The sequence below is a fragment of the Streptomyces sp. NPDC045026 genome, from assembly GCF_056432625.1.
In genome coordinates, this window is record NZ_JBWKIS010000025.1 from 103,371 (window position 1) to 126,376 (window position 23,006).

Sequence of the window (23,006 nt, forward strand, 5' to 3'; positions counted from 1 at the left end):
CCCGGAGTCCCATGAGCATCGTCATCACCGCCGCCACGGCCCATCTCGCCGACATCGAGGTCGAGACGGTACGGACCGACGCCGTCCAGTCGTTCGTCAAGCAAGAGACGATCTTCGTCGACCTCACCACGTCCGAGGGCCTCACCGGCACCGGATACGCGTACACCATCGGCACCGGCGGCTCGTCCGTCCTCGCCATGCTGCGCGACCACCTGCTGCCCCGGCTGATCGGGCAGGACGCCCGCCGCGTCGAGGGGCTGTGGCAGGAGCTCTTCTCCCTGACGCGCGCCACCGCCGTCGGGGCGATCACCTCGCTCGCCCTCGCCGCGGTCGACACCGCCCTGTGGGATCTGCGGTGCAAGCGGGCCGGAGAACCGCTGTGGCGGCTGGCCGGCGGGTTCCGCCAGGACGTCCCGCTGTACGACACCGAGGGCGGCTGGCTGCACCTCAGCACCGAGGACCTCGTCAAGGGCGCCCTGGACGCCCGGGACAAGGGGTGGTCCGGGGTGAAGATCAAGGTGGGCAAGGAGCACGTCTCCGAGGACGTCGAGCGGCTGAGCGCCGTACGGGAGGCCGTCGGGCCCGCCCTGCACATCATGACGGACGCCAACCAGTCCCAGACCGCGTCCTCCGCGCTGCGGCTCGCCGCGGCACTGGAGCCCTACGCTCCGTTCTGGCTGGAGGAACCCCTGCCGGCCGACGACGTGAGCGGCCACGCACGGCTGGCGCAGGCCACCTCGATTCCCGTGGCTGTGGGTGAATCCCTGTACTCGCCCCTGCAGTTCAGGCAGTACCTGGAGTCAGGTGCCGCCTCCGTCGTCCAGGTCGACGTGGCCCGCGTCGGCGGCATCACGCCCTGGCTGAAGGTCGCCCATCTCGCCGAGACCTTCAACGTCATGGTCTGCCCGCACTTCCTGATGGAACTGCACATCAGCCTCGTCGCCGCCGTGCCCAACGGCCGGTTCGTCGAGTACATACCGCAGTTGAGGGCCGTCACCCGCTCGGAGCTCGCCGTGGACGGCGGACGCGCTCTCGCCCCGGACGTGCCGGGCATCGGCATCGACTGGGACCGGGACGCCCTGGACGACCGGACGGTGGCATGAACACCACGACCGCACCACCCGCGCCCGCGGCGGGACCCGTCACCGACAAGCCCCGGTCCGCCGGCCGGCTGCCGTTCTGGGTCAACCAGCAACTCGGCCTCCTCGTCCTGGTCGTCGCGCTGGCCGCGCTGTTCGGGGCGCTGCGTCCCGCATTCTTCAACGCTCAGTTCTCCCTCTTCCCCCTGCTCAGCGACATCTCCACGCTGACCGTGGTGGCACTGGCGCAGATGGTCGTGCTGTCGGTCGGGCACATGAACCTCGCCGTCGGACGCATGGCCTCCTTCGGCGCCATGTTCGCCGGACTCGGCTACGACCGGCTCCATCTCCCGCTCGCCCTGGGCCTGTTGCTCTGCCTGGTCGCAGGCACCGCGATCGGGGCGCTCGCCGGATGGGTGATCGCCCGGACCGGAGTGAGCTCCTTCGTCGTCACGCTGGCCATGGACTTCGCGCTCCTGGGACTCGTATCGCTGCTGTACGGGGCGCTGACCGACAACGCGGCCTTCACCTCGACCCCGGCGGGCATGGCGGAGCTGCGCAGCTACTCGCTCGCCGACATCTGCGCGGGCCCCGTCTGCGGCTCCAGCGCGGTGCCGCAGCTCGCCCAGTTCACGGTCCTGGCCCTGCTCGGCCTCGGCTTCCTGTACCGCTACACCCGCACCGGCCGCGAACTGCTCCTCACCGGCGCGAACCCCGCCGCCGCGGAACTCTCCGGGATTCCGACCCGCCGGCGCATCGTCACCGCCCACGCCCTGTCCGGGCTGCTCGCCTCCCTCGCCGGGTTCATGGCGGCCGTCAGCACCGGGTCGTTCCGGGCCTCCATCGGCGGGGAGTTCATGCTCCCCTCGTTCCTCGGGGCGGTGCTCGGCGGCACGCTGCTGACCGGCGGAGTCGTCTCCGTACTCGGCGCGCTGCTCGGCACCTCGCTGGTGGACGTGATCCGCAAGGGGCTCGATCTGCTCGGGGTCGGTCTGGAGAGCCTGAACATCTATCTGGGCGGCGTCCTGCTGCTGGCCCTCTCGGCCGACCGGATCCGTAACGTCGTCTCCTACCGCAAGGTGGTGCGGTCCACATGAGCCTGACCCGTGACGTCCTGACCACACTCACCCCCGCGATCCGGCGGCACTCACGCTCCACCGAGACGACGCTGCTGGCCGTCGTCGTCGTGGGCTGCGCCGGCCTCGCGATCGCCTCCTCGGGCGACTTCCTCGGCGGGAACTCCGTCCGAACCCTTCTGCAATACCTCGCCACTCCGGTGCTCATCGGGCTGGCCCAGATGGTGGCCCTGTGTGTGGGCCAGCTCAATCTGGCCGTCGGCGCCCTGGGCGGATTCACCGCCGCCGTGATGGCCGTCCTGATGGCCGACGCGCACTGGCCGATGGCGGTCGTGGTGGTGGCCGGCCTACTGATCGCCACCCTGATCGGGCTGCTGACCGGGGTGTTCATCGTGGCCACCCGGATCAACGGCTTCATCGTCACCCTGGCCACCATGACCATGCTGCTGGGCGCCCAGTACCGCGTGGTGGGCACCCGGACCGTGGACGGCTACTCCTCCTTCCTCAAGGACCTGGGGTCGGCCGCACCGCTGAACATCCCCCTGGTGTTCCTGGCGGCTGTCGCCACGGCCGCGCTGCTCGCACTGTTCATGCACCGCGGCATCGCCGGGCGCCGGCTGCTCGCGGCGGGCGGCAATCCCCTCGCCGCACGCCTGTCCGGCATCTCCACGGACCGGCAGATCGTCCTCGCCCACACCCTGTCCGGACTGCTGATCGGCGTCGCCGCCGTCACGGCCACCGCATCCCTTCCCGGAGTCAACGCCAGCGTCGGCGGCGACTGGCTGCTGCCCAGTTTCGCGGCCCCCATCATCGGGGGAGTGGCACTCACCGGCGGCTCGGTGGCCGTACTCGGCACCGTCCTCGCTGCCTTCCTCATGCGGCTCATCGACACCGCGCGGGCGCAGTTCTCGCTCGACCCGAGCTGGGTGAACTTCCTCATCGGCATCGTCGTCCTGGGCACCGTGATAGGCGGCCGTATCCGTCAGTCGAAGGCCACAACTCCACTTCCTCTCAATGGAGTTGCGTCATGAGCGAGGTACTTCTCGAAGCCCGCGGCATCGTCAAGGTCTTCCCCGGTGTCCGGGCGCTGGACGGCGTGGGGCTGCGCCTGGAGGCCGGCACGGTACACGCCCTGCTCGGCGAGAACGGTGCGGGAAAGTCCACCCTGATCAAGGTCCTCACCGGGGTCCACCCGCCGGACGGCGGGCAGCTTCTGCTGCACGGTGAGGACGTACGGTTCCGGTCGCCGCTGGAGGCCGCGCAGGCCGGGATCGGGGTCGTGCACCAGGAGCGGAACCTGGTGCCCGCCTTCTCCGTCGCGGAGAACATCTGCCTCCAGGCCCCGCCGTCCCGACGCGGGATGATCGACCGCGAGGCGATGTCCGCCCCCGCCCTGAGGTGCCTGGCCGAGATCGGGGTGGAGCTGGACCCGCAGACCCCGGTCTCCCAACTCTCCGTCGCCCAGAAGCAGTTGGTGGAAATCGCGAAAGCGCTGTTCACCGAGAGCAGGGTCCTGCTGCTCGACGAGCCGACCGCCTCCCTCTCGCCCCAGGAGACCGAGCGGCTCTTCGGGGTGATCCGCAGGCTCGCGGACCGGGGCACCTGCGTCGTCTTCGTCAGCCACAAGCTGGAGGAGGTGTTCGCCGTGTGCGACACGGTCACGGTGCTGCGCGACGGGCAGTCCGTACTGGACTCCGCACCCCTCGCCGACCACACCCACGACGACGTGGTGAACCTGATGGTGGGCCGCGCCCACACGACGTCCGGCTTCACACCACGGACCGTCGACACCACCGCACCGCCCGCCCTCTCGCTCTCCGGGATCTCCACCGGGGCAGGTCACCGGGACATCTCGCTCGATGTCCGGGTGGGCGAGATCGTGGGCCTGTACGGACTCGTCGGCGCGGGCCGCAGCGAACTGGCCAAGGCGATCCTGGGACTTGACCGCATCGAGTCCGGCGAGATCCGGGTGCACGGTGCCCCGGCGCGCATCAACTCACCCCGGCAGGCGCTGCACGAGCACGGAATCGGCTACGTGACGGAGAACCGCAAGGAGGAGGGCGTCTTCCTGGAGCAGCCGATCGTACGGAACATCACGGTCACCGTCTGGCGGAAGCTTGCCCGCGCCCTGGGCTACGTACCGGCCGACCGCGAACGCGCCACGGCGGCGGAGCTGGTCGAGCAACTCGGCATCCGTATCTCGGGACTCGACCAGCCCGCCGGGGAACTCTCCGGAGGCAACCAGCAGAAGGTGAGCCTCGCGAAGTGGCTCGCCGCCGACACCCGTCTGCTGGTCGTCGACGAGCCCACCGTGGGCGTCGACATCCGTACGAAGAGGGCCTTTCACGAACTGCTCTGGGAGCTCGCGGGCAAGGGCCTCGCGATCCTGCTGATCAGCAGCGACCTCGGCGAAATGGTGACCCTGGCGGACCGCGTCGTCGTCATGGGCGGCTACCGCAGGCGCGGCGAAGTGCAGAACGATCACGACTACGAGGAGATGAGCGGCCGGATCATCCGTCTCATCCACGGCCGCCCCGAGGAGGCCGTCCAGGAGAGGAACACGGCATGAAGCGCATCGCCCAGGTCATCAAGGTGCGGCCCGAGAAGCTCGCCGAGTACCGGGAGCTGCACCGCGACGTCCCGCAGCCGGTCCTCGACCGGCTGCGCCGCTCCCACATCGCCAACTACTCGATCCACCTGCTGGGCGACCGGCTGTTCAGCTACTTCGAGTACCACGGCGACGACCTGGAGGCGGACCTGCGGGCCATCGCGGACGACGCGGCGACGCAGGCGTGGTGGAGGCTCACCGACCCGTGCCAGGAGCCGGTCGAGGAGGCGGCACCGGGGGAGTGGTGGACCGGCCTTGAACAGGTGTTCCTCATGGAGTGAGGAACGGCCTCGATAGACTCGTCCCCGCCGATCGATCCTTCGCTGCGCACCTGGAGGCCGGATGCCGTCCCACGACCCCACCGCCTCCGACCGCCTTGACGACCCGGCCGCGAAGCCGCAGCGCCAGGTCCTGACGGACACCGTGTACGAGGCCATCAAGGCCATGGTGATGGACCACGAGATCGTCCCCGGCGCCCGCGTCGGCATCGAGTCCCTCTCGCGGTCCCTCCAGGTCTCGCCCACCCCGGTGCGCGAGGCCCTGGCCCGCCTGGAGTCCGACGGGCTGCTGGTCAAACGGTCGCTGGCGGGCTACCGCGCGACCGAACTGCTCACGCCGGAAGGGCTGGAGCAGCTCTTCGAGATGCGGCTGCTCCTGGAACCGCGGGCCGCGGCCCTCGCGGCGACGTATGCCGATGAGACGCAGCTGGACACCCTCGAGCAGCTGCTGGAGGAGATGCAGACCCGCCCCGCGGTGGACGGCCGGTACGCCGCCTACCGAGATTTCGTGGCACTGGACCAGCGCTTCCACGACGCCGTTGCGGCCGGCGCCGGGCGCCTGCTCCTCGCGGACGCGATCGAGCGCCTCCACTCCCATCTGCACATCTTCCGGCTCCGCTCCATCCCCGGGGCGGGCGAGCCGACACTCGCCGAGCACGAGCGCATCGTCCGTGCGGTGCTGCGCCGCAGTCCCGAGCGTGCGGCGGAAGCGATGGCCGAGCACCTGCGGCTCAGCCTGGACCGGCAGCGCAACCGCGGGGACGCCCCCTGAGCCGGCCGCCGGCCGCTCGACCGGGTGCCCATTCCCGCAAGACCTGGGCCCCACCTCCTACCCGGCGAATGGATGATCTGTTTCTGCGACCGAATCAAAGCCAGGTCAAAGACAAGTCAAGGGACAGCAAAATGGCATACGTGGTTCCTGGCTGGCCGGATCTGGATGTCCACGAGTCGAGACGCCGGTCCTTCGAATGCGCCATCCAGAAGCCTTCACGGAGCCGACCGGGTTCGTCAGAGCGCCATGCCCTCATTACGTGGATACTCTGGGAAGCGTGATCGAGTCTGGACGGCCGCGACTCCATAGGCGCCCCGGTCCAGGAAGACTTGTACGGCTGTCGCCGGTCATCCTGACCGTCGTCATCGCCGGCCTGGCATACGCCACTCCGCCGGAAATGGCCTTCAGCCGTCTTCTGCCTGCGGCGCCGGCCCTGGCCGCCGCCATGTGGCCAGTCCTCCCCACCGTCCTGCTCGGGACGGTCTGCCTCTTTCTGATGATCGGCCTCAGCCTCGTCTTCCCCGGCCTGGGGACGTGGTGGACGTCCGCGGGGATCATCGCGGTCACCGTGGCCGCAGCGTACGGAAGCCATGTCCGGCTCAAGCGGGAGCGCACCCTCTTCCAGGTGCGGCTCGTCGCCGACGCGGCGCAGCAGGTGGTGCTGAGCCCCATGCCGCGCCGCCTCGGCAGTATCGAGATCGAGTCGCTGTACCTCGCGGCCGCGGCGGAGGCCCGCATCGGCGGGGATTTCTACGAGGTGGTCGATACGCCATACGGGGTCAGGCTGCTCATCGGTGACGTGCGGGGCAAGGGCCTGCCGGCAGTGGGGGCGGCCGCGGCGATCGTCAACGCCTTCCGGGAGGCGGCCTACGGCGAGGCCGACATGGTCGACGTCGCGCGCAGGCTGGACGCCAGCAGCAACCGATACAACGCCGCCTTTGCCCCCGAGGGGGCGATGGAACGCTTCGCCACCGCCCTTCTCGTCGAGATCCCGCACGACGGCAGACGTATCGGCATCCTCAACTGCGGACACCCGCCCCCACTGCTCCTGAACCGCGGGACACTCCGTGTCCTCGAGTCGGCAACACCCTCGCCACTGCTCAGCCTCGCGGAGCTGATCGGCGATCAGTACAACGTCGAAACCTTCGACTTCACCCCGGGCGACCTGCTGCTTCTCTACACCGACGGGATCGCTGAGGCCCGCGCCCGCGACGGCGAGTTCTTCCCGCTGGCAGCTTGGATGCGTCGACAGCCCCAGACGCCGCCGCGCGAACTGCTCACGGCTCTTCACCGCGATCTCCTGCGCTACAGCAGCGCACGCCTCGACGACGACGTCGCCGCCCTCGCCGTACGCCTGTGTGAGCCCTGACGACGTCTGCGGCGTTGCTTACCGGTACCAGTCGTCTCCGTCGCTCCCGAGTGCGCTGCGCAGGTACTGCTCCAACGACGGCGCGACCCAGATACGACTGTCGGTCTCGTGGTCCCAGACGAAGACGTCGTCACGGTCCGGGGTGCGCACGAAAGCGAACTGGTCGCCGCCGCCGTTGTCTCCGAAGAACATCAAAGCGTCGAACGGCATGTAGAGGCCGCGAAATTCTTCATTGCTGCGAAAGGAACGGTTTTCTTCGAGGATCTTCTCGGCCGTCCAGGCCACCTCGGTTCCGTAGTCCGCCTCGATACCGTCGGTCTCCAGCAGCAATTGACGCAGAGCTTCGGGCAGCGGCTGGCCGAGCTGTTCCTCGACAGCTGCCAGGGCGTCGGGAGCGGCTGCATCCTGCAGCTCGACATCCGGGAATTCTGAGGCCAGTTCACGCCACATCTCGGCCTGTTCTCCATTTTCTGTCGATCATCTGATGCGAGGGTTGAACCAGTTCCCGAGGTTATCATCCACTTGCGTGACGTGGTCCAGGACCTCTTGCCGAGTGGGGTTGGGGTGGGTTCTGTAGAACTCATTCCAGGAAACGCGGATCTCGCTGAGATGTATTCTGCTGTTGATGTCTCCTTTGGGAATTCCGCGCAGATTCTCGAGCGAATGGATTTCGTCCGGGGAGAACAGGCCCGGGTAACGTTTCAGGACCTGCTGCTCGATGGCGTGATGGACGACCACCTTGCCTTTGAGCTCCGGGTGTTCGTTGAAGAACGTCTGCTTGTACTTGTGGTTCGTCGTGCTGCCGACGGAGGCCTCGTCACGAGTCGGGATTTCCTTGCCGAGCGGGGTTGTTTTGTCGGCCTTGGCGTTGTTCGCCGCGTCTTCACACGGCGTCAGGCCGAGCGGGTCGGCCCACAGGTGGGGATTGTGGACGTATGTGGACGGGTTGGGGGCCGGCGCCAGGCCCAGCGGGTCGGAGGTCAGATAGCGCGCCGTCTCCGGGTCGTACTGACGGAACTGGTTGTGGTGCAGGCCTGTTTCGGGATCGAAATACTGTCCCGGGAAACGCAGGGGAGTGTAGGCCGAGTTGCCGACGGCCCAGGCCGTCGTGCCCCACAGGGTGCGCCGGGTCTGCCAGGCGACGTCGCCGTCTTCGTCCACCAGCGTGGTGGGGGTACCGACGAGGTCGGTGATGATGGCGAAGAACCGGGCGTCGATCTCGGCCTGGGGGGCGTCCGCGGTGGTGACTCTCTCGGTCTGTGTGATCGGGTGCAGGCCGCGGTGATCCCAGGTGAGGGTCACGGGGTGGGGGGCTTGTACGGAGACGGTGGTCTGTTCGCACAGCGTGGTGCCGTCCCAGGTGAAATCGGTGCGTTCGATGACGGTTTCGCCGTCGTCGGCCAGGTGCAGCTTGCCGGTGCGGCGTCCGAGTGGGTCGTAGGTGTAGCGCCAGCGGGTGCCGTCCGGGGTGACAGCGCTGGTCAGGCGGTCCTCGGCATCCCACTCGTAGCGCCAGGTGTCGGGCTTGCGGGACAGCCGGGCCTTCTGACGCAAAGTGACGCGCCCTTGAGCATCGTGCTCGTAGCGGACCATGCCGGCGCCGGTGAGCCGGGTTCCGCGGTAGGAACGGTGACCGGTGGCCTCGTGACCGGGGTGGTTCGGCGGCCACGAGGCGAAGACCTGGTTGCCCGCTTCGTCGTAGGCGTAGGTCTCGCTCCAGTCGGTGGACTGGATGGCGGTGACGCGGCCGGACGGGTCCAGGCTGATACGGCGTGGTCCTGTGGCGTCGTCCTCCACGCCCGTGAGGTGGCCGTCGGCCCGGTAGGAGTACGAGCGTTGCTGGATCGTGCGGCGGCGTGCGCTCGCCGCGACGGTCCGGGCAGTGAGCCGTCCGACCTCGTCGAACTGGTTGCTCCAGGAGAGGGAGCCGCCGATATGGCGGGAGACTTCGCGGCCCGCCGCATCGTAGGCGAAGTCGATCGTGCGGCCCGCTGCGCTCATCCGGGCCGGACGGCCCAGCGCGTCGTACTGCCAGGTCGTGGTGGCGCCGGTCGGAGTGGTTCGGCCGATCAGCCTGCCCCACTCGTCGTACGTATAGGAAAGGGTGCGGCCGTTGACGGTCTCGGAGCGCAGACGGCCGAAGCGGTCACGCAGCAGTGTCAGCGTGCAGTCCGGGCTGGTGGCCTGGGCCAGCTGATCGGTGACGTCGTAGGCGAATTCTGTGATGTGCCCCTGAACGTCCTTGCGGGTCACCTGTCCGAGGAAGTCCCGTTCGTAGTGCACGGTCTGCCCGGATGCGTCGGTGCGGGAGATCAGGTGGCCTGCGGCGTCGTAGGCGTAGTCGAGGCGACGGCCGTCGAAGTCGGTCTCGGATGCCAGATTGCCCGCTGCGTCGTACGCGTAACTCCACGTCAGGCCCTGTGGATTGACGACTGCGGTGAGGCGCAGCTCCGTGTCGTGACGGAATTCGTGGCGGGCGCCGTCCGGTCCCGTCCGGGCGACGAGCAAGTCGAAGTGGGTGTACTCGGATCGCGAAGTGCCGCCCAGCGCGTCGGTGTGGCTGGTGCAGTTCCCCTCCCCGTCGTACGTCCAGGATTCGACTGCGCCGTCGGGCGCGGTGTAGCGGGCGAGGTGGCCCTCGCGTGTCCAGGCCAGGTGCGCCGAGGCTCCGACCGGGTCGGTGATCGTGGTGGGCCTGCCGAAGACGTCACGCTCGTAGCGTGTCACCGCCCCCAGCGGGTCGGTCACTTCCACGGCCAGACCGGCGCGGTTGGAATTGATTGTGGTGGAGTGCCCCATCGGGTCCGTGACGGAGGTGAGCCGTCCGGCTTCGTCGTAGGTGTAACGCTTCTCTTGCCCGGGCCCGCTGCCGACGGAGGTGCAGTTGCCGCGGTCGTCATAGGTCTGCCGGGTGACGGTGCCGTCCGGATCGGTGACCCTGACCGGAAGCCCCAGGTCGTTGTACTCAGCGCGGGCCGCACGTCCGTCAGGGCGAGTCACCGTGACGAGGTTGCCGGCCTCGTCGTACTCGAGTCTCATCGTGTGACCGAGTGGATCGGTATGTTCGAGGAGCCGGTTGCGGGCGTCACGCGTGAAGCGGGAGGCGTGGCCCGAAGGGTCGATCCGTGCGACCACCTGGCACCGTTCATTGATCACGAACTGTGTGTCGTGGCCGAACGAGTCGGTGATGGTGGTCGTCCGCAGGCCCGTCGCGGTATCGACGGGACCGTAAGTGAAGACCGACTGCTGGTGCCCGGCCTCCCCGGATTGAGAGCCGCAACGATTTCGCTCGTCGTAGGTATAGGTGAAGGAACGGCCGTTGGTATCGGTCCAGGAGATGATCCTGCCGCGCTCGTCGTAGGCGAACCGCGTGGGACGACCACACGAGTTCACGATCTCGGTCAGATGCCCTTCGGCGCAGTAGCCGTAGCTCAGGAGCTCTTGATCGCTTTCCTCGGACCCCGCCCCGGCCAGGGAGAGCGCCGTCACGCGCCCGCCGGCGCAAGCGACGACGAGCCGGTAGCCGGCGCTGTGCTCCACGGCGCGCGGGCTGCCCTCCTCGTCGTACTCGATGCGGATCCAGTTCCCATTGCGGTCGTCGAGCTGTTCGAGCAGCGCGGTGCCGTGCGTGGTGTCCTCGAAATGCCAGGTGCGCCCGCCGGCGGGGTCGGTGACGGTGTAGCTGTCTCCCTCGCGGTCCAGAGGCCAGCGGGAGCTGCCGTGACGAGGCAACGTCGGTACGCCAGGGGCGGGATGAGGGTAGCTCAGGAGGAGGCCGTCCTCGCCGACGAAGATGATCCCTTCCTCGTCGATTTCCAGACGCTGGTCGATGGTGGAGGACCAGGATGGGCCGAACCACCGGCCGGAGCGGTAGGCCGAGGAGTACTCGCGCTTGAGGACGAGCGGCAGCACCGCAGGCAGGCTGACATCGGTTTGGGACAGCAGCACGCAGCCCGTGGCCATGTCCACGGGGTCCTTCTCACAGGTGCGCTCGCCGGGATGCCTCGATGTGCCGTGCGGTTCCTTCTCGAGGGCGTTGCGTGCTTCGCGGCGCAGGGCGTTTTCTGCACCGTCCTTGACTGCGGTTTTGAGTCCGAGTCGTAGGCCGCTGCGGGCGAGTCCGGCGCCTTTGGTGCCGATGAGTTCGGGAATGAGGCGGCCGACGAATTCGGAGGGGTCTTTCTTGAAGCCGTCGACGGCGGCGGTGACGATGCGTTCGGGGTGGGCGGCGGTGGAGACGAGGCCGGAGAGCGTCATGGAGACGTTCTGCATGTAGGCGGCGGGGTGGGTGAGGTTGTACGGGTCGGTGGGGTTGAGACCGCGGGCGAAGTTGACGAGTCCGGCGGTGCCTTTGAGGGCGCCGCCGACGACGTGGGTGAGTTCGGTGTTGACGGCCTGGTAGCCGTCGACGAGGTCGTTGCCGAGGCGGTCCAGGGGTGGGGGTTCGGCGGGGGCGTGTGCGAGGGCGGTTTTCACCTTGCCCTGGGCGTCGCCCGCGGCGGTGTTGCGCTGTTTGCGGGCCTCGGTGAGGGTTTCGTGGGCCTTTTTGATGTCGGCCTTGCCGGGGTCCTGGAAGGGTTCGGGTTTGGGGCCGGGGTCCTCGTTCGCCTTGATCTTGGCGTTGTAGGCGTCGGCCTTCTTGTTGTAGGCGTCGACCGCGTCCTTCGAGGCCTGCTGCCCCTTCTTGTAGAGCTCGACGGCTTCCTTGGCTTTGTCCTGTGCCCACTTGACGGTGTCGGCGAAGGTGTCGAGCGCTTCGGCTGCTCTGTCGCAGGCGTCGGAGGCCTGGGCCCATTTGGTGGGGTGGACACCGAACTTCTTGCGGAACGCGTCGCCGCCCTCGCCCGCCCAGCCGGACGAGTCGACCTTCTTCATCCCCTGGGAGACGTGGTCGAACGCGGTGTGGAAGTCCTTGAGGTGCTTCGCGGACTCGCGGATCTTGGCCGGGTTGCCGTGGACGAGCTCGTTGGCCTCCTCGGTCTGGCCGAGCTGCTGCTCGCCGGGGGTGGCGCCGAGGTCGGAGGCGACTTCGTCGCCCCAGTCCTCGACCGCGTCGGCCGCCCCGTGCAGGCCGACGTAGTCGAGCCCGTCGCCGACCTTGTTGGTGGCGTAGTCGACGCCCTCGCCGACCTTCTTCTTGCCCTCGTCGATGAGATCCTCACCGGCCGAAAGCCCTTTGTTGATACCGCCCTTGACACCGTCGACGAGGTCACCGAGTCCCATCAGCCCTCACCCCCGCCCTGAGCACCCTGCTGCTGCTCGGCGGCCTTGGCCCGCTCCTCGGGGGACGGGCCGAAGGCGTCGTCCAGCCACTTGTTGTACTCGGCATCGGACATGCCGGCCGCGCCGTGCAGGTTTTCGGGGTTGAGGCCCCCGGGGCCCACGGTGTGCGACGTCATGACGTCACGGCCCGCGTCCTTCCAGCCCTGGCCGCTGTTGGCCAGTGCCTGGTCGAAGGACTCCTTGCTGTAGTCGGGGGTCGAGAGCACGCCCGACGTGGCGATGTCGCCCCAGCCCTTCTTGGTGACCTCGTCCTCGGAGGCGTACGGGTTCCCGATCGCGGCGTTCGTGACGACCTTGAACGAACCCTCGACGTACTGCTCGGTCTCGTAGTAGGTGCCCGCCGACAGACCGGTCTTCACCGCGAAGGAGTTGCCCTCGTTCACCAGCGAGCGCACCCCCCACTCCCAGCGCTCACAGAAGGACTTGAAGTCCCCGGTCAGGCCCTCGTGACCGAGTTCCAGGCCGGACAGCGCGATGTCACCGAAACCGCGCCCGGCTCCGGCCTCGCCGACCATGCCGAGCTCTTTCAGCTCGGCCAGGGCCTCGGTCAGCCCTTTGGCGATCAGATCCAGACCGCCGGTCTTCAGATCCTTCCCGCCACCGCCACCGCCACCGCCGCCCCCGTCGAGTGTCATGCGCCGTCCCCCTCATCGCGTTCGTCCTCGTCGCGGTCGACCGCCGCGTCGTCCGGAACAATGCCCTTCACCGGCGGAAACACCATGCCGTCCGGACCGTCCGCGCAGTCCAGGGCCACGCCGCACGGCACCCCGGCCGCCGGCACGGCGACATCGAGCAGCCTCGCACCGATGATCGTGTGGTAGGTCCACTCACGGGTGTACCCGCCACGCGCTTGCGCGTACCGGGCCAGTGCCTGTTCGTCGGAGAACGCCAGGATGAACCGGATGCCGTTGAAGTCCGCGGTCAGCAGTCCGCGTTCCTCCTCCGGGACGGGCTCATCCCCGAGCGGCACCAGTACCGCCGTACGCCGGAACTCACCCAGCAGCCGGGCGAACTCACGCCTACGCGCGGCCACTTCGGGATGATCCTCGGCCAGCGGCTCCTGGCCGGCCTGCTGGGTGTCCTGGCCGGCCGTCTCCTGGGAGAGGGGCGTCGGATCCTCTTCGGAATCCGGCCGCTCCTGTGCGGGCGTCGCCGCTGCCTCGGTGGCCGGTGGGCCGCTCATCTCCGCGTAGTCAGCGAGACGTGACCTCGGAACTCGCTGCGGCTCACCTGCCGCGTCCCCGTGCTCAGGCATACGGCCCATCATCACAACCCCACATCGCACGCGGCAACGGGTCTGCGTCACACCCTTGACACAGAGCATCGCATCGGCCCGGGGGCACGAACAAGGACGACGCCCAGCGCCGACCAGCTGCATGCACCCAGGGCAGCGTCGAGGAACTCGTGGCGTTGAGGCGGCCCGGCGACGGCAGACCGGCCGGGTACGTGGGCGACGGCGCCAAGCGCGGTCCGCCGCCCACGTCTTCACCGCAGCGTGCTTCCCCGCCGGTGACCGGGGAAAGACCCCGGACTCAACTGTGCGTCACATCGACCCCGTACAGAGCGACCTCGCCGTAGTTCGAGCTGTCGCACGGCGAGGAGTTGTTGCAGTTCGCCTGGGTGTAATCGCCCGCCTTGAAGTAGCCACTGCCGAAGTCGGCGTCGACCGTGGCCTGGAGCGTCCCGTTGTAGTAGACGTCGACCTGCCCGTCGTGGACGACGAACTTGCCCTTGAAGCGTGTGCCCAACTGGTAGGCGGAGGTCACGAGCTTGTAGTGGGTGGTGTTGTACGAGGTGACGTACAGGCTGCTGCCTTCGAGGCGGAACGACGTGACGTCGCTCGTCTCGTCATGGATCTGACCTGCCATCACATGCGGCTTGTCCTCGGGGAGATGGGTGATCGCCTCGTCGAAGGTCATGGTGTGGGTGCCGGAGGTGGACGACCAGCTCGCCGTCGACGATCCGTCCGCGGTCATCTCGCGCAACTCGGACCGCGGGTAGCCGGTGTTGCTGGTGGTGGCGCCGTTGACCGCGGCGCGCAGCAGAATCGCGTCGCAGGTCGACTTGGTGGTGAACCACGGGGACTTGCTGTAGGTCGCCAGAGCGGGCTGCTCGACCTCCTGGGGGGAACCGGAGCTGGTGGGCAGGGGGAGTTGGAGTTTCCAGCCCGCGCTCAGGCCGATCGCCTTGGCCGGTGCGGGGCAGGCCGCGGCGCCTGCCGGGGTGGCGGAGGCGCCGGGGACCGCCGTGAGGAGTGCGGCGGCGAGTATCGGTGAGGCCAGCAGGGCCGCGAGGTTGCGGCGCGATGTCATGGACGAGCGGACGTACTTGTTCATGAGCGGCTCCTTCAATCCTTCGGTGTCTTCGATCCTTCTGCGGACTTCGATCCTTCGGTGGACTTCAATCCCTCTGTGGGCCTTCCATGCGGCAGCCGGGGCAGGCCCGGCCCGGGATCGTTCAGCAGGCGAGTTCTCGTACCGTCCCTTCGTCGACGCCGATACCGAGGCCGGGGCCCGTGGGAACCTCGGCCGTTCCCGCGCGCACCCGGATCGTGGGTCCGGTGGCGTAGGGGCTGGTCAGGAACTGCCGGCCGTTGAGGTCGGCCGGAGCGACGAGGTCGTAGGCCGCGAAGAGGTGCAGGGACGCGGCGAGGCCGATGTCGGACTCGGTCAGGCCCGAACCCATCAGCGCCACGCCGCAGTCCTCGGCCAGCTGGCACTGGCGCAGCGACAGGGTGAGCCCGGCGCACCGCTGCACCTTGGCGACGGCGATGCCGATCGCGCTCCGCCGGACGAACGCGGCCAGGTCGGTGGGGTGGCGCAGGCTCTCGTCCACGGCGATCGGCACCGGGCTCAGGTCGCGCAGCCGGCGCAGGCCCTCGATGTCGTTGGCGGGCAGGGGCTGTTCGAGCGCAGCGATGTCCAGGGGCGCGAGCAGCCGGGCGAGGCGCAGGGCCGATTCCTGTGTGCCGGCCTGGTTGGCGTCGACGACGAGGCGCGCTTCGGGAGCCGCCTCGCGTACGGCCGCGACGCGGGCGGCCTCCCTGCTTTCCGGCTCTCCCGGCATGAGACCCGTCTTGATCTTGAAGTGCCGGTATCCGTGCGCCTGTCCCTCGGCGACCGAATCGGCGAGCCCCGCCGGATCGGAGCCGGTGGCGATCCAGCACAGGTCGACGGTGTCGTGGCGGCGTCGTCCCCACAGCTCGCCGAGGCTCACGCCACGGGACCGGGCCAGTGCGTCGTGCCATGCGACGTCGAGGGCGGCGCGGGCCAGCGGCATCCCGGTGGACCAGCCGTGCCGGATGGTGCGGTCGCACACCCGCACCAGGCCGTCGAGATCCCACAGCGGCAGCCCGGTCGCGGCCGGCGCCAGGTAGTGGCTGAGCGTGGACACGATGGACTCGGTGGTCTCGTACGTCCATGAGGGGATCGGCGTGGCCTCGCCCCAGCCGGTGCTGCCGTCCGAGGCGGTGACTTTGACCAGGACCCGTACGCCGGGCCGCCCCTTGACGGTCACGCCGCCGCCCGCGACCTCGAAGTCCCGCAGGGTTGGCAGGGCGACCGTAAAGGTCTCGATGCGCTCGACGGTGATCCCGGAACTGGAGTCGGAGTCGGAGTCGGCGGATGATTGCTCGGTGTTCAGAACCATTGCGTCTTGTCCACTACGTTGATCAACGGGCGCCCGGCGGCGAACCGTTGCGCGTTCTCCACGAGCACCTGGAAACGGCGCTCTGCGGCATGCGGACCCGCCCCCGCCACGTGCGGGGTGATGAGCGCGCGCGGGTGGCGCCACAGCGGATGACCGGCAGGGAGCGGCTCGCGCTCCATGACGTCGAGGGCGGCGCCCCGTAGGTGCCCCGCGTCCAGGGCGGCGGCCAGGTCGTCGAGGCGGACGGTCGGGCCGCGGCCCACGTTCACCAGACAGGCGCCGCGCTTCATCGCGGCAAGGCGGCCGGCGTCGAACAGCCCTTCCGTCCGAGGGGTGTGCGGAACGGTGACGATCACGATGTCCGCCTCGCCGAGCACCTTGTCGAGGTGGTCCGGCGCGACGATCCGGCCGAAGCCGGGCGGCCGCGTCGTGACGCGGGCGTCGACCCCGTCCACCCGTGAGCCGAACGCGGCGAGCAGCCGCCCGATCTCCGCGCCGACCGCCCCCGTCCCGACGACGAGGGCGCGTGCCTCGCCGAGCGCGACGACGGCGCCGTCGGACCAGTCCGGTGCCCAGTGGGAGGCGGCCTGTTCGCGCACGTAGCGGGGGATCTGCCGGGCGAGGGCCAGGACGAGGGCCAGCGTATGGGCGGCGACGTGATCGGTGTAGGTGTCGCGCATGTTGGTCACCTGGACCGCGTGGCGCACCAGCGCCGGATGGTAGAAGCCGGGCGGCGGTCCGGCCTGGGGAGCCTGCAGCCAGCGCAACTGGTCGGCGGCGGCGAGGAGTTCAGGGGTGAGCGCGCCGTACGCGGCATCCGCCCGGCCCAGCGCCGCGGCGACGTCCTTCGGGCCCTGGGGGACGAGCACGTCGATTCCGGGGACCGCCTGCGCGAGCCGTTCGGGCCAGGTCAGCGTCTCCTCCGGCGCGGGCGGCACCAGTACGAGGGTGAAGCTCATGCGGCATGCTCCATCGCTTGGGCGGCCACCTCGTGGCGCAGCGGCTGTCCGGCGACGTAGCGGCCCAGCTCCTCGGCCATGGCCCGGCCGAGGAGACGGCGCTCCGGGCCGAGACTGCCGGCGAGATGCGGGGTGACCACCACGTTGTCGAGCGTGAACAGGGGTGAACCGGCAACGGCCGGCTCCGGGTCGGTGACGTCGAGTACGGCGAACAGGTCCGGCCGTTCCTCCAGTACGTGCAGCAGTGCGGGCTCGTCGATCAGTCCGCCGCGCGCGGTGTTGACGAGAGTGGCGTCGGGGCGCATGGAGCGCAGCAGCGGCGCGTCGATCATGGCGCGGGTCTCGTCGAGAAGCGGCGCGTGCAGGCTCACCACGTCGCTGTGGGCGAACACGGCTTCCAGCGTGGCCGGTTCGACTCCGAGGGTGCGCGCGTCCGCGTCGGACACGTAGGGGTCGTGGGCGAGGACGCGCACGCCGTGCCGGACGAGGAGCTTCGCGGTGGCCCGTCCGGTGGCACCGAGGGAGACGAGTCCGACGGTGGCGCCCGCGGTGCCGGGTTCGCCGCGGCGGACGGCGGCGGCCCGCGAGCGGCGCGCGGTCAGCGCGTAGCGCCAGCCGTGCTTGAGCGCGTACAGGATCTGGGCGAGCGTGAAGTCCGCGACCTTGTCGGCGATCACGGCACCGGCGGACGTGATGCGCACGCCGCGCGCCCACGACTCCTCGGTGACGACGGCCCGCACGGAACCGGCCGCGTACAGCACGAGCGACAGGCGCGGGGCGCGGGCGAGCAGGCCGGGCGAGAGGCGAGGCGCACCCCAGCCGGTGACGAGGACGTCGACGCCCGCCAGCGCGTCCCCGGACCCGGACAGCTCTGCCGCGGAACACGGCGGCTGCTCGATGGTCAAGTGCCGTTCTATAAGGGCGCGTTCGTCGGGTCCGTAGACGTCGTCGAAGCGTGCCGGGTCCATCACGTACATCCCGGTGAGTCGCTCGTTCGTCACGCTGCTCCTGTTCCTTCTCGTGTCGGTGTGGCGATGTCCGTGTCTGTGGCTGCGTCCATGTCTGTGGTGGCTGCTGCCGCGCGCAGGGCGCGCAGTCGGGCGGGTGAGGCCAGGCCCGCGTGGTAGTAGCGGAATCGCTGCGCTCCGGCGGCCCGCAGCCGTGCCACGCGGCGGGCGAGAGCCCCGGAAGGCTCGTCGAGGACGGAGACGTTGGCGATGACCGGGCGCGGGCTCGCCGCCACGGCGTCCTTGATGCGTGCCGCCGAACGGTCCTCGTCGTCCCAGCACTTGACGACCATGGCGGAGGCGGGCCCGTCGAAGCGGCCCAGGTCGAGTCCGCTGTCCGGGCCGGTGGCCTGCGGGTCGCCGTCGGCCATCAGGAGCAGTTCGCGGTCCGGCGCCTCGGCCGCGATACGGCGCGTCAGATCCTCGATGACTGCTCGGCGGTGGCCCAGCACGGCCCGTGCCGGCTGCTCGCCGAGCGATTCGGCGAAGCTGTCCGGCGCACGGCGCCCGTCCCGCAGCTCCGCGTCCACGGTGCGGCGCACGGCTGCGGCGACGGCGGCCGGGTCCGCGCCCGCGGCCTCGATGCCGCGACGGCACATCCCGCACAGGCAGATCGACAGGAGGTTCCGACAGCCGGCGCTGAGGTCGGCGCCCGCGGTCTTCTCGTGGTGGCTGCCGTGCTCGAAGCCGAGCCAGCCGCACGCCTCGAGCATCAGGGCGGGAACCTGCGCGGCGTCGTAGCGCGCGCAGAAGGACCGCACCAACCGGCTTGCGTACGCGGACACTTCAGGCTGCGCCGGGCAGAGCGCGTAGCCGTACCGCTCGTCGAACGCGTTGCGCACCGTCAGGTCGGGCGCCCGGTCGCCCAGTGACGTGTTGTGCGTGAGAACCAGCCACGCCTCGACGCGCAACCCGTGCCCGCGCAGGGCCGAGGCCGCCGTGCCGAACCGGTCGGGCACGTCGACGCCCCAGCCCGGCGCGGCCGGTCTCAGGCGGGTGCCGCACCAGTCGTGCGGATCGAGCGGGAAGTACGCGGCGGCGCGCGTGGCGTGCACGATGCGGTGGGCGGGGTGGTGCGGCGTCATGGCGCGCACCGAGTGGTACGCGGCCTGGAGGACGACGGAGCCCACGCCGAGCGAGGCGATGCGCTCGGCTGCCGCCGGGTCGCCCACCAGGTCCCAGGTGTAGGCGAACGTGCCGTCCAGTCGGGTGGAGCTTGGTCGGGTGGAGCCTGATCGGGTGCGGGCTGGTCGGGTGGAGCCTGGCGGCTCGGTGGTCACGGGGTCACTCCTTGGTGGCGCCGGCCAGGCCGCGCACGAAGTAGCTCTGGAAGAAGATGAAGACAACGAGCATCGGAATGACGGACAGCGTCATTCCGGCGGCGAATCCGGTCCAGTCCACGGAATGCTCGCCCTTGAAGGACAGCATGCCGACCGCGAGATTCTGCAGATCAGGCTGGCCGAGGGTGAACACCAACGGGATGTTGAATTCATTCCAGTTGCTGATGAACTGGAAGATGACGACCACCGCGATGACGGGTTTCGCGAGCGGCAGGACAAGCCGGAACGTGCGCAGGAAACCGGCGCCGTCGAGCTTCGCCGCGTCGAACAGATCGCTCGGCACACCCGCGAAGAACCCGATGAACAGCAGCACATACAGTGCGCCCGCCGCACCGGACATCGCCAGGATCACGCCGGCCCGGGTGTTCAGCAGACCGAGACTGTCCACGAGGACGAACTGCGGGATGATGATGGAGGCAACCGGCACGAAGAGAGTGGCGACGATCAGCTGGTGCAGAGCCTTCCGGCCGGGGAATTCGTAGCGGGCCAGAATGTAGCCGCACAGCGCCGACTTGAAGAGTTCGACGAGCGTGGACACGACCGCGTAGACGACGGTGTTGAGGAAGAACTTCGAGAATCCGGCGTCCACCCACGCGCGCCGGAAGTTGTCGAAGTTCCACTGGTCGGGCATGAGACTGGCGCCGCCGGTGAACAGACCGTTCTGTGTCTTGAACGCGCCCGTGACGATCCACAGGAACGGATACACCCAGATGAGGCCGATCACGATGAGCAGCGGCAGTGCGACGAGGTTGGCCCGCACGGGCCGCGACAGCCGTTTTGCGCGTGCTGCCGTTCTCGGTATGCGGAGTTCGGGACGGGACATCAGACTCCGTACTCCTTCCGCAGCTTCTGCGCGCGGCGCACGAACAGGCCCTGACCGGTGACGAGGAGGAACGCCATGACGGAGAACAGCAGGGCCGCGGCCGAGGCGTATCCGTAGGCGAAGGGCATCGAGCCGAACGCCTGCTTGTAGATGAAGTACGAGACGACGTACGTGCTCGTGCCGGGGCCGCCGCCGGTCAGCGTGACGACGAGCCCGAACACGTGCATCGCGTTGACCAGGGCGAGCATCACGATGACGACGGCGACCGGACGGATCAGCGGCAGCGTGATCCGGGTCAGCTTCTGCCACTCACTGGCACCGTCGAGGGCCGCTGCCTCGTACAGCTCGTCGGGCACGTTCTGCAGCGCGGCCATCCAATAGATCATGTACTGGCCGAACACCTGCCAGACCGAGATGAGGATCAGCGCCAGCATCGACGTCCAGCGGTTGGCGAAGACATCGGTCGTACCGTCGGTCAGACCGAGGCCGTGCAGCGCGGAGTTGAGCGCGCCGTTGGACGGGTTGAGCAGATAGGTGAAGACGAGGCCCGCCATGGCCACCGGGATGATCAGCGGCGCGAAGAAGACGGTCCGCAGCGCCTTCTTCGCCCGTAGCCACTTGCGGGTCATCACCAGGGCGGCGAGCAGCGAGAGCGGCAGTTTGATCAATGTCGTGCCGACGGCGAACAGCAGGGTGTTGACGACGGCCTGCCAGAACAACGGGTCGCCGAGTACGCGGCTGTAGTTGCCGCCGCCGACGAAGTTGTTCAGCGGCCCGGTGCCGGACCAGTCGAAGAACGAGTAGTAGACCGTCGCGATCAGCGGCCACAGCGTGAACCCCAGATACAGGACGAGGAACGGCACGAGGAAGGCCGCCACCCACAGCCGGTCGCGTCCTTCGGCGCGTTCACGGTTCCCCTCCGGCGGCGGCGCGGGCCGGCGCCGGCCCGCCCGGCTGCGCAGGCGGACGGAGGTGGGGGCTGCGTCGGGTGGACGCGAACTGGTGGGGGCGAGAGCCATACGGGGTCCTTTGGGGTCCTGGCCGAAGTCCGTTGCCGAAGTCCGTCTGCCGAAGTCCGTCTGACGGGGCGCGAGCGGTTACTTGGCCGCTCGGTAGTCGGAGGTGTACGACCAGTCGGGGAACGTGAAGCAGTCCATGGAGACCTTCAGGCCCTTGGCCGCCTCCTTCTTCAGCTCGGAGGTGAGGGTCTTCTGCCGCTGGTCGACGATCCGTTCGGCCTCGGGGCCCAGTGAACTGCCGGAGTTCAGCGCCCCGGACATCGCCTCGTACTCCCATGTGGGCCGCTGGCCGATCGCCTTCACATACGCCGTGGACCTGACCAGGTCGGGGCACTTGGAGACGGGCAGTGGAAGCGTGACGCGGAAGTCGCTCTCATCGGCGATGCGCATGATCTGCTGGATCGCCGGGTCCTTGATGTAGCGCTTGTTGTCCGCGAACGCCAGCGTTCCGAAGCCGCCCGCCAGGTACTGCCTGGCGAAGTAACCGTCGGGCTGCGTCATCCAGTTCAGGAACGTCCAGGCGGCCTTGGACTGCTTGCTGTCCGCGCTCACCCAGTATTTGTTGCCGTCGGGCTGGCTCCACAGGGAACCCTCGCTGCCCGAGTCGGGGACCGGATGCGCGGCCACCGTGTATCCGGAGGATTCCAGGCCGAGGGTCTTGAGTACGGACGGCAGCCAGGTGCCGTCCATCATGATCCCGGCCTGGCCCGCGGCGAACTGCTGACGGGAGAAGTTCTTGTCGTTGTTGCCGGGAGCCAGATAGCCGTCCTTCTTGAGCTCCTGGATGAATGAGAACACCTTCTGCGCCTGAGGTTCGGACAGCGAGAACGTGCCCTTCTTGTAGTCGAAGAACAGGTCGTTGGTCGTGTACTCGCCCGCGGCGAGCGCGTAGAAGATGCGCTGGAAGTCGACGTCCTTGGTGGGCGACGCGATGCAGTACGCCTTCGTCCTCTCCTTGATGCGGGCGCAGGCGCTCTTCAGGTCGGACCAGGTCTTGGGCGGGTTCGCGGTGTCAAGGCCCGCGTTCTTGAAGACCTTCTTGTTGAGGAACATGTAGCCGGGGCCCCAGGAGGTGCTCTCCGACAAGGGGAACCCGTAGGTCTTGCCGCCGAGTTGGTTGACGCCCTCGGTGAACGACCCCTTGGGCCAGCGCTTGGTGAAGCTCGCGGGCAGCGCGGCGCCGTCGTTCAGCGGCTGGATCCACTTCTGGCCCATCAGCTGGGACATCGCCAGCGGGCCGTTGTCGCTCCAGTAGAAGATGTCCGGCCCCTGGTGGCTCTGGAAAGCCAGGGGGAGCGTCCGCTTGTACTCGTCCTGCGCGATCGACTGCCACTGCACGGTGATGCCGGGGTGCTGCCGGTGGAACTCCTCGGCGACCTTCTTGTGGAAGTCCGTCTGCTCCGCCGAGTAGTCCCAGATCTTCAGCGTGGTGCCCGAGCTTCCCGAACCCCCGCCGCACGCCGCGAGCAGCGGCACCACCAACGCGCAGACAAGGGCCGGCCTGCCGCCCGCCCTGAATACCCGCGCTCTGATTCCTGTCCCCTTGCCCATCGGTCGGCTCCTGCTCTGTCGAGACGGCGGCCTTGGCGGCCTTGGCGGTCCTGACGGTCCTGGCGGTCCTCGGGACTGAAGCGCGGATGACGTTAGGGCGCCTCATGAGGGCGAGCAAGCGTTTTCACACACTGAAAATTGTCGATCTTGAGTGGCGGATGACATGGATAGCTTGTGACCTGGCACTTTCAATG

At 68.8% G+C, this 23,006-nt stretch carries 19 protein-coding genes; 7 read left to right on the top strand and 12 right to left on the bottom strand.

The features are described from left to right. Positions 1–11 precede the first annotated feature (11 nt). From AC07EJ_RS35930 to AC07EJ_RS35960, 7 genes are all read left to right on the top strand, one after another. Positions 12–1,103 carry a mandelate racemase/muconate lactonizing enzyme family protein gene (locus AC07EJ_RS35930; RefSeq protein ID WP_389485459.1) on the top strand — a complete coding sequence of 364 codons (1,092 nt, stop codon included), beginning with the start codon at positions 12–14 and terminating at the stop codon, positions 1,101–1,103. Next, positions 1,100–2,176: an ABC transporter permease gene (locus tag AC07EJ_RS35935; RefSeq protein WP_389485461.1), complete on the top strand. Its 1,077-nt coding sequence runs from the start codon at positions 1,100–1,102 to the stop codon at positions 2,174–2,176. Before AC07EJ_RS35930 ends, AC07EJ_RS35935 begins: the two co-directional genes overlap by 4 nt. Beyond that, entirely contained in the window at positions 2,173–3,186 is a 1,014-nt protein-coding gene (locus AC07EJ_RS35940; protein ID WP_389485462.1) for an ABC transporter permease, read from the top strand. Before AC07EJ_RS35935 ends, AC07EJ_RS35940 begins: the two co-directional genes overlap by 4 nt. Next, entirely contained in the window at positions 3,183–4,724 is a 1,542-nt protein-coding gene (locus AC07EJ_RS35945; protein ID WP_389485464.1) for a sugar ABC transporter ATP-binding protein, read from the top strand. Before AC07EJ_RS35940 ends, AC07EJ_RS35945 begins: the two co-directional genes overlap by 4 nt. Continuing rightward, positions 4,721–5,044 (top strand): L-rhamnose mutarotase, encoded by a 324-nt coding sequence (locus tag AC07EJ_RS35950; protein ID WP_393587388.1) that lies wholly within the window; start codon positions 4,721–4,723, stop codon positions 5,042–5,044. The genes AC07EJ_RS35945 and AC07EJ_RS35950 overlap by 4 nt, the downstream gene beginning before the upstream one ends. 61 nt (positions 5,045–5,105) lie before the next feature. Next, positions 5,106–5,813, top strand: a complete 708-nt coding sequence (locus AC07EJ_RS35955) for a GntR family transcriptional regulator (protein ID WP_478885850.1) — start codon at positions 5,106–5,108, stop codon at positions 5,811–5,813. Between the two features lie 397 nt (positions 5,814–6,210). Further along, positions 6,211–7,182: a PP2C family protein-serine/threonine phosphatase gene (locus AC07EJ_RS35960; protein WP_389485471.1), complete on the top strand. Its 972-nt coding sequence runs from the start codon at positions 6,211–6,213 to the stop codon at positions 7,180–7,182. Between the two features lie 18 nt (positions 7,183–7,200). Here AC07EJ_RS35960 and AC07EJ_RS35965 read toward each other — a convergent pair whose 3' ends face one another. From AC07EJ_RS35965 to AC07EJ_RS36020, 12 genes are all read right to left on the bottom strand, one after another. Continuing rightward, positions 7,201–7,632: an SMI1/KNR4 family protein gene (locus AC07EJ_RS35965; RefSeq protein WP_389485473.1), complete on the bottom strand. Its 432-nt coding sequence runs from the start codon at positions 7,630–7,632 to the stop codon at positions 7,201–7,203. Positions 7,633–7,659: 27 nt separating this feature from the next. After that, positions 7,660–12,405, bottom strand: a complete 4,746-nt coding sequence (locus AC07EJ_RS35970) for a putative T7SS-secreted protein (RefSeq protein WP_478885851.1) — start codon at positions 12,403–12,405, stop codon at positions 7,660–7,662. Beyond that, a complete protein-coding gene (locus AC07EJ_RS35975) occupies positions 12,405–13,100 on the bottom strand; it encodes a hypothetical protein (protein WP_478885852.1) in 696 nt (231 codons plus the stop codon). Before AC07EJ_RS35975 ends, AC07EJ_RS35970 begins: the two co-directional genes overlap by 1 nt. Further along, positions 13,097–13,648 carry a hypothetical protein gene (locus AC07EJ_RS35980; protein ID WP_478885853.1) on the bottom strand — a complete coding sequence of 184 codons (552 nt, stop codon included), beginning with the start codon at positions 13,646–13,648 and terminating at the stop codon, positions 13,097–13,099. Before AC07EJ_RS35980 ends, AC07EJ_RS35975 begins: the two co-directional genes overlap by 4 nt. Positions 13,649–13,997: 349 nt before the next feature. After that, positions 13,998–14,801: a polysaccharide lyase family 7 protein gene (locus AC07EJ_RS35985; RefSeq protein WP_478885854.1), complete on the bottom strand. Its 804-nt coding sequence runs from the start codon at positions 14,799–14,801 to the stop codon at positions 13,998–14,000. 121 nt (positions 14,802–14,922) lie between these two features. Next, positions 14,923–16,113 (bottom strand): mandelate racemase/muconate lactonizing enzyme family protein, encoded by a 1,191-nt coding sequence (locus tag AC07EJ_RS35990; protein ID WP_478885855.1) that lies wholly within the window; start codon positions 16,111–16,113, stop codon positions 14,923–14,925. Further along, entirely contained in the window at positions 16,104–17,072 is a 969-nt protein-coding gene (locus AC07EJ_RS35995) for a D-2-hydroxyacid dehydrogenase (RefSeq protein WP_478885856.1), read from the bottom strand. The genes AC07EJ_RS35990 and AC07EJ_RS35995 overlap by 10 nt, the downstream gene beginning before the upstream one ends. After that, positions 17,069–18,073, bottom strand: a complete 1,005-nt coding sequence (locus tag AC07EJ_RS36000) for a hydroxyacid dehydrogenase (protein ID WP_478885857.1) — start codon at positions 18,071–18,073, stop codon at positions 17,069–17,071. Before AC07EJ_RS36000 ends, AC07EJ_RS35995 begins: the two co-directional genes overlap by 4 nt. Further along, entirely contained in the window at positions 18,070–19,359 is a 1,290-nt protein-coding gene (locus AC07EJ_RS36005; RefSeq protein WP_393587403.1) for a hypothetical protein, read from the bottom strand. Before AC07EJ_RS36005 ends, AC07EJ_RS36000 begins: the two co-directional genes overlap by 4 nt. 4 nt (positions 19,360–19,363) lie before the next feature. Further along, complete coding sequence (locus AC07EJ_RS36010; protein ID WP_389485496.1) at positions 19,364–20,242, bottom strand: carbohydrate ABC transporter permease; 879 nt, start codon at positions 20,240–20,242, stop codon at positions 19,364–19,366. Continuing rightward, the gene (locus tag AC07EJ_RS36015) at positions 20,242–21,261 is read right to left on the bottom strand and encodes a carbohydrate ABC transporter permease (protein ID WP_389485498.1); all 1,020 of its coding nucleotides are present in this window, start codon (positions 21,259–21,261) and stop codon (positions 20,242–20,244) included. The genes AC07EJ_RS36010 and AC07EJ_RS36015 overlap by 1 nt, the downstream gene beginning before the upstream one ends. A 78-nt stretch (positions 21,262–21,339) precedes the next feature. Then, positions 21,340–22,812 carry an ABC transporter substrate-binding protein gene (locus AC07EJ_RS36020; RefSeq protein ID WP_478885858.1) on the bottom strand — a complete coding sequence of 491 codons (1,473 nt, stop codon included), beginning with the start codon at positions 22,810–22,812 and terminating at the stop codon, positions 21,340–21,342. Between the last annotated feature and the right edge of the window lie 194 nt (positions 22,813–23,006).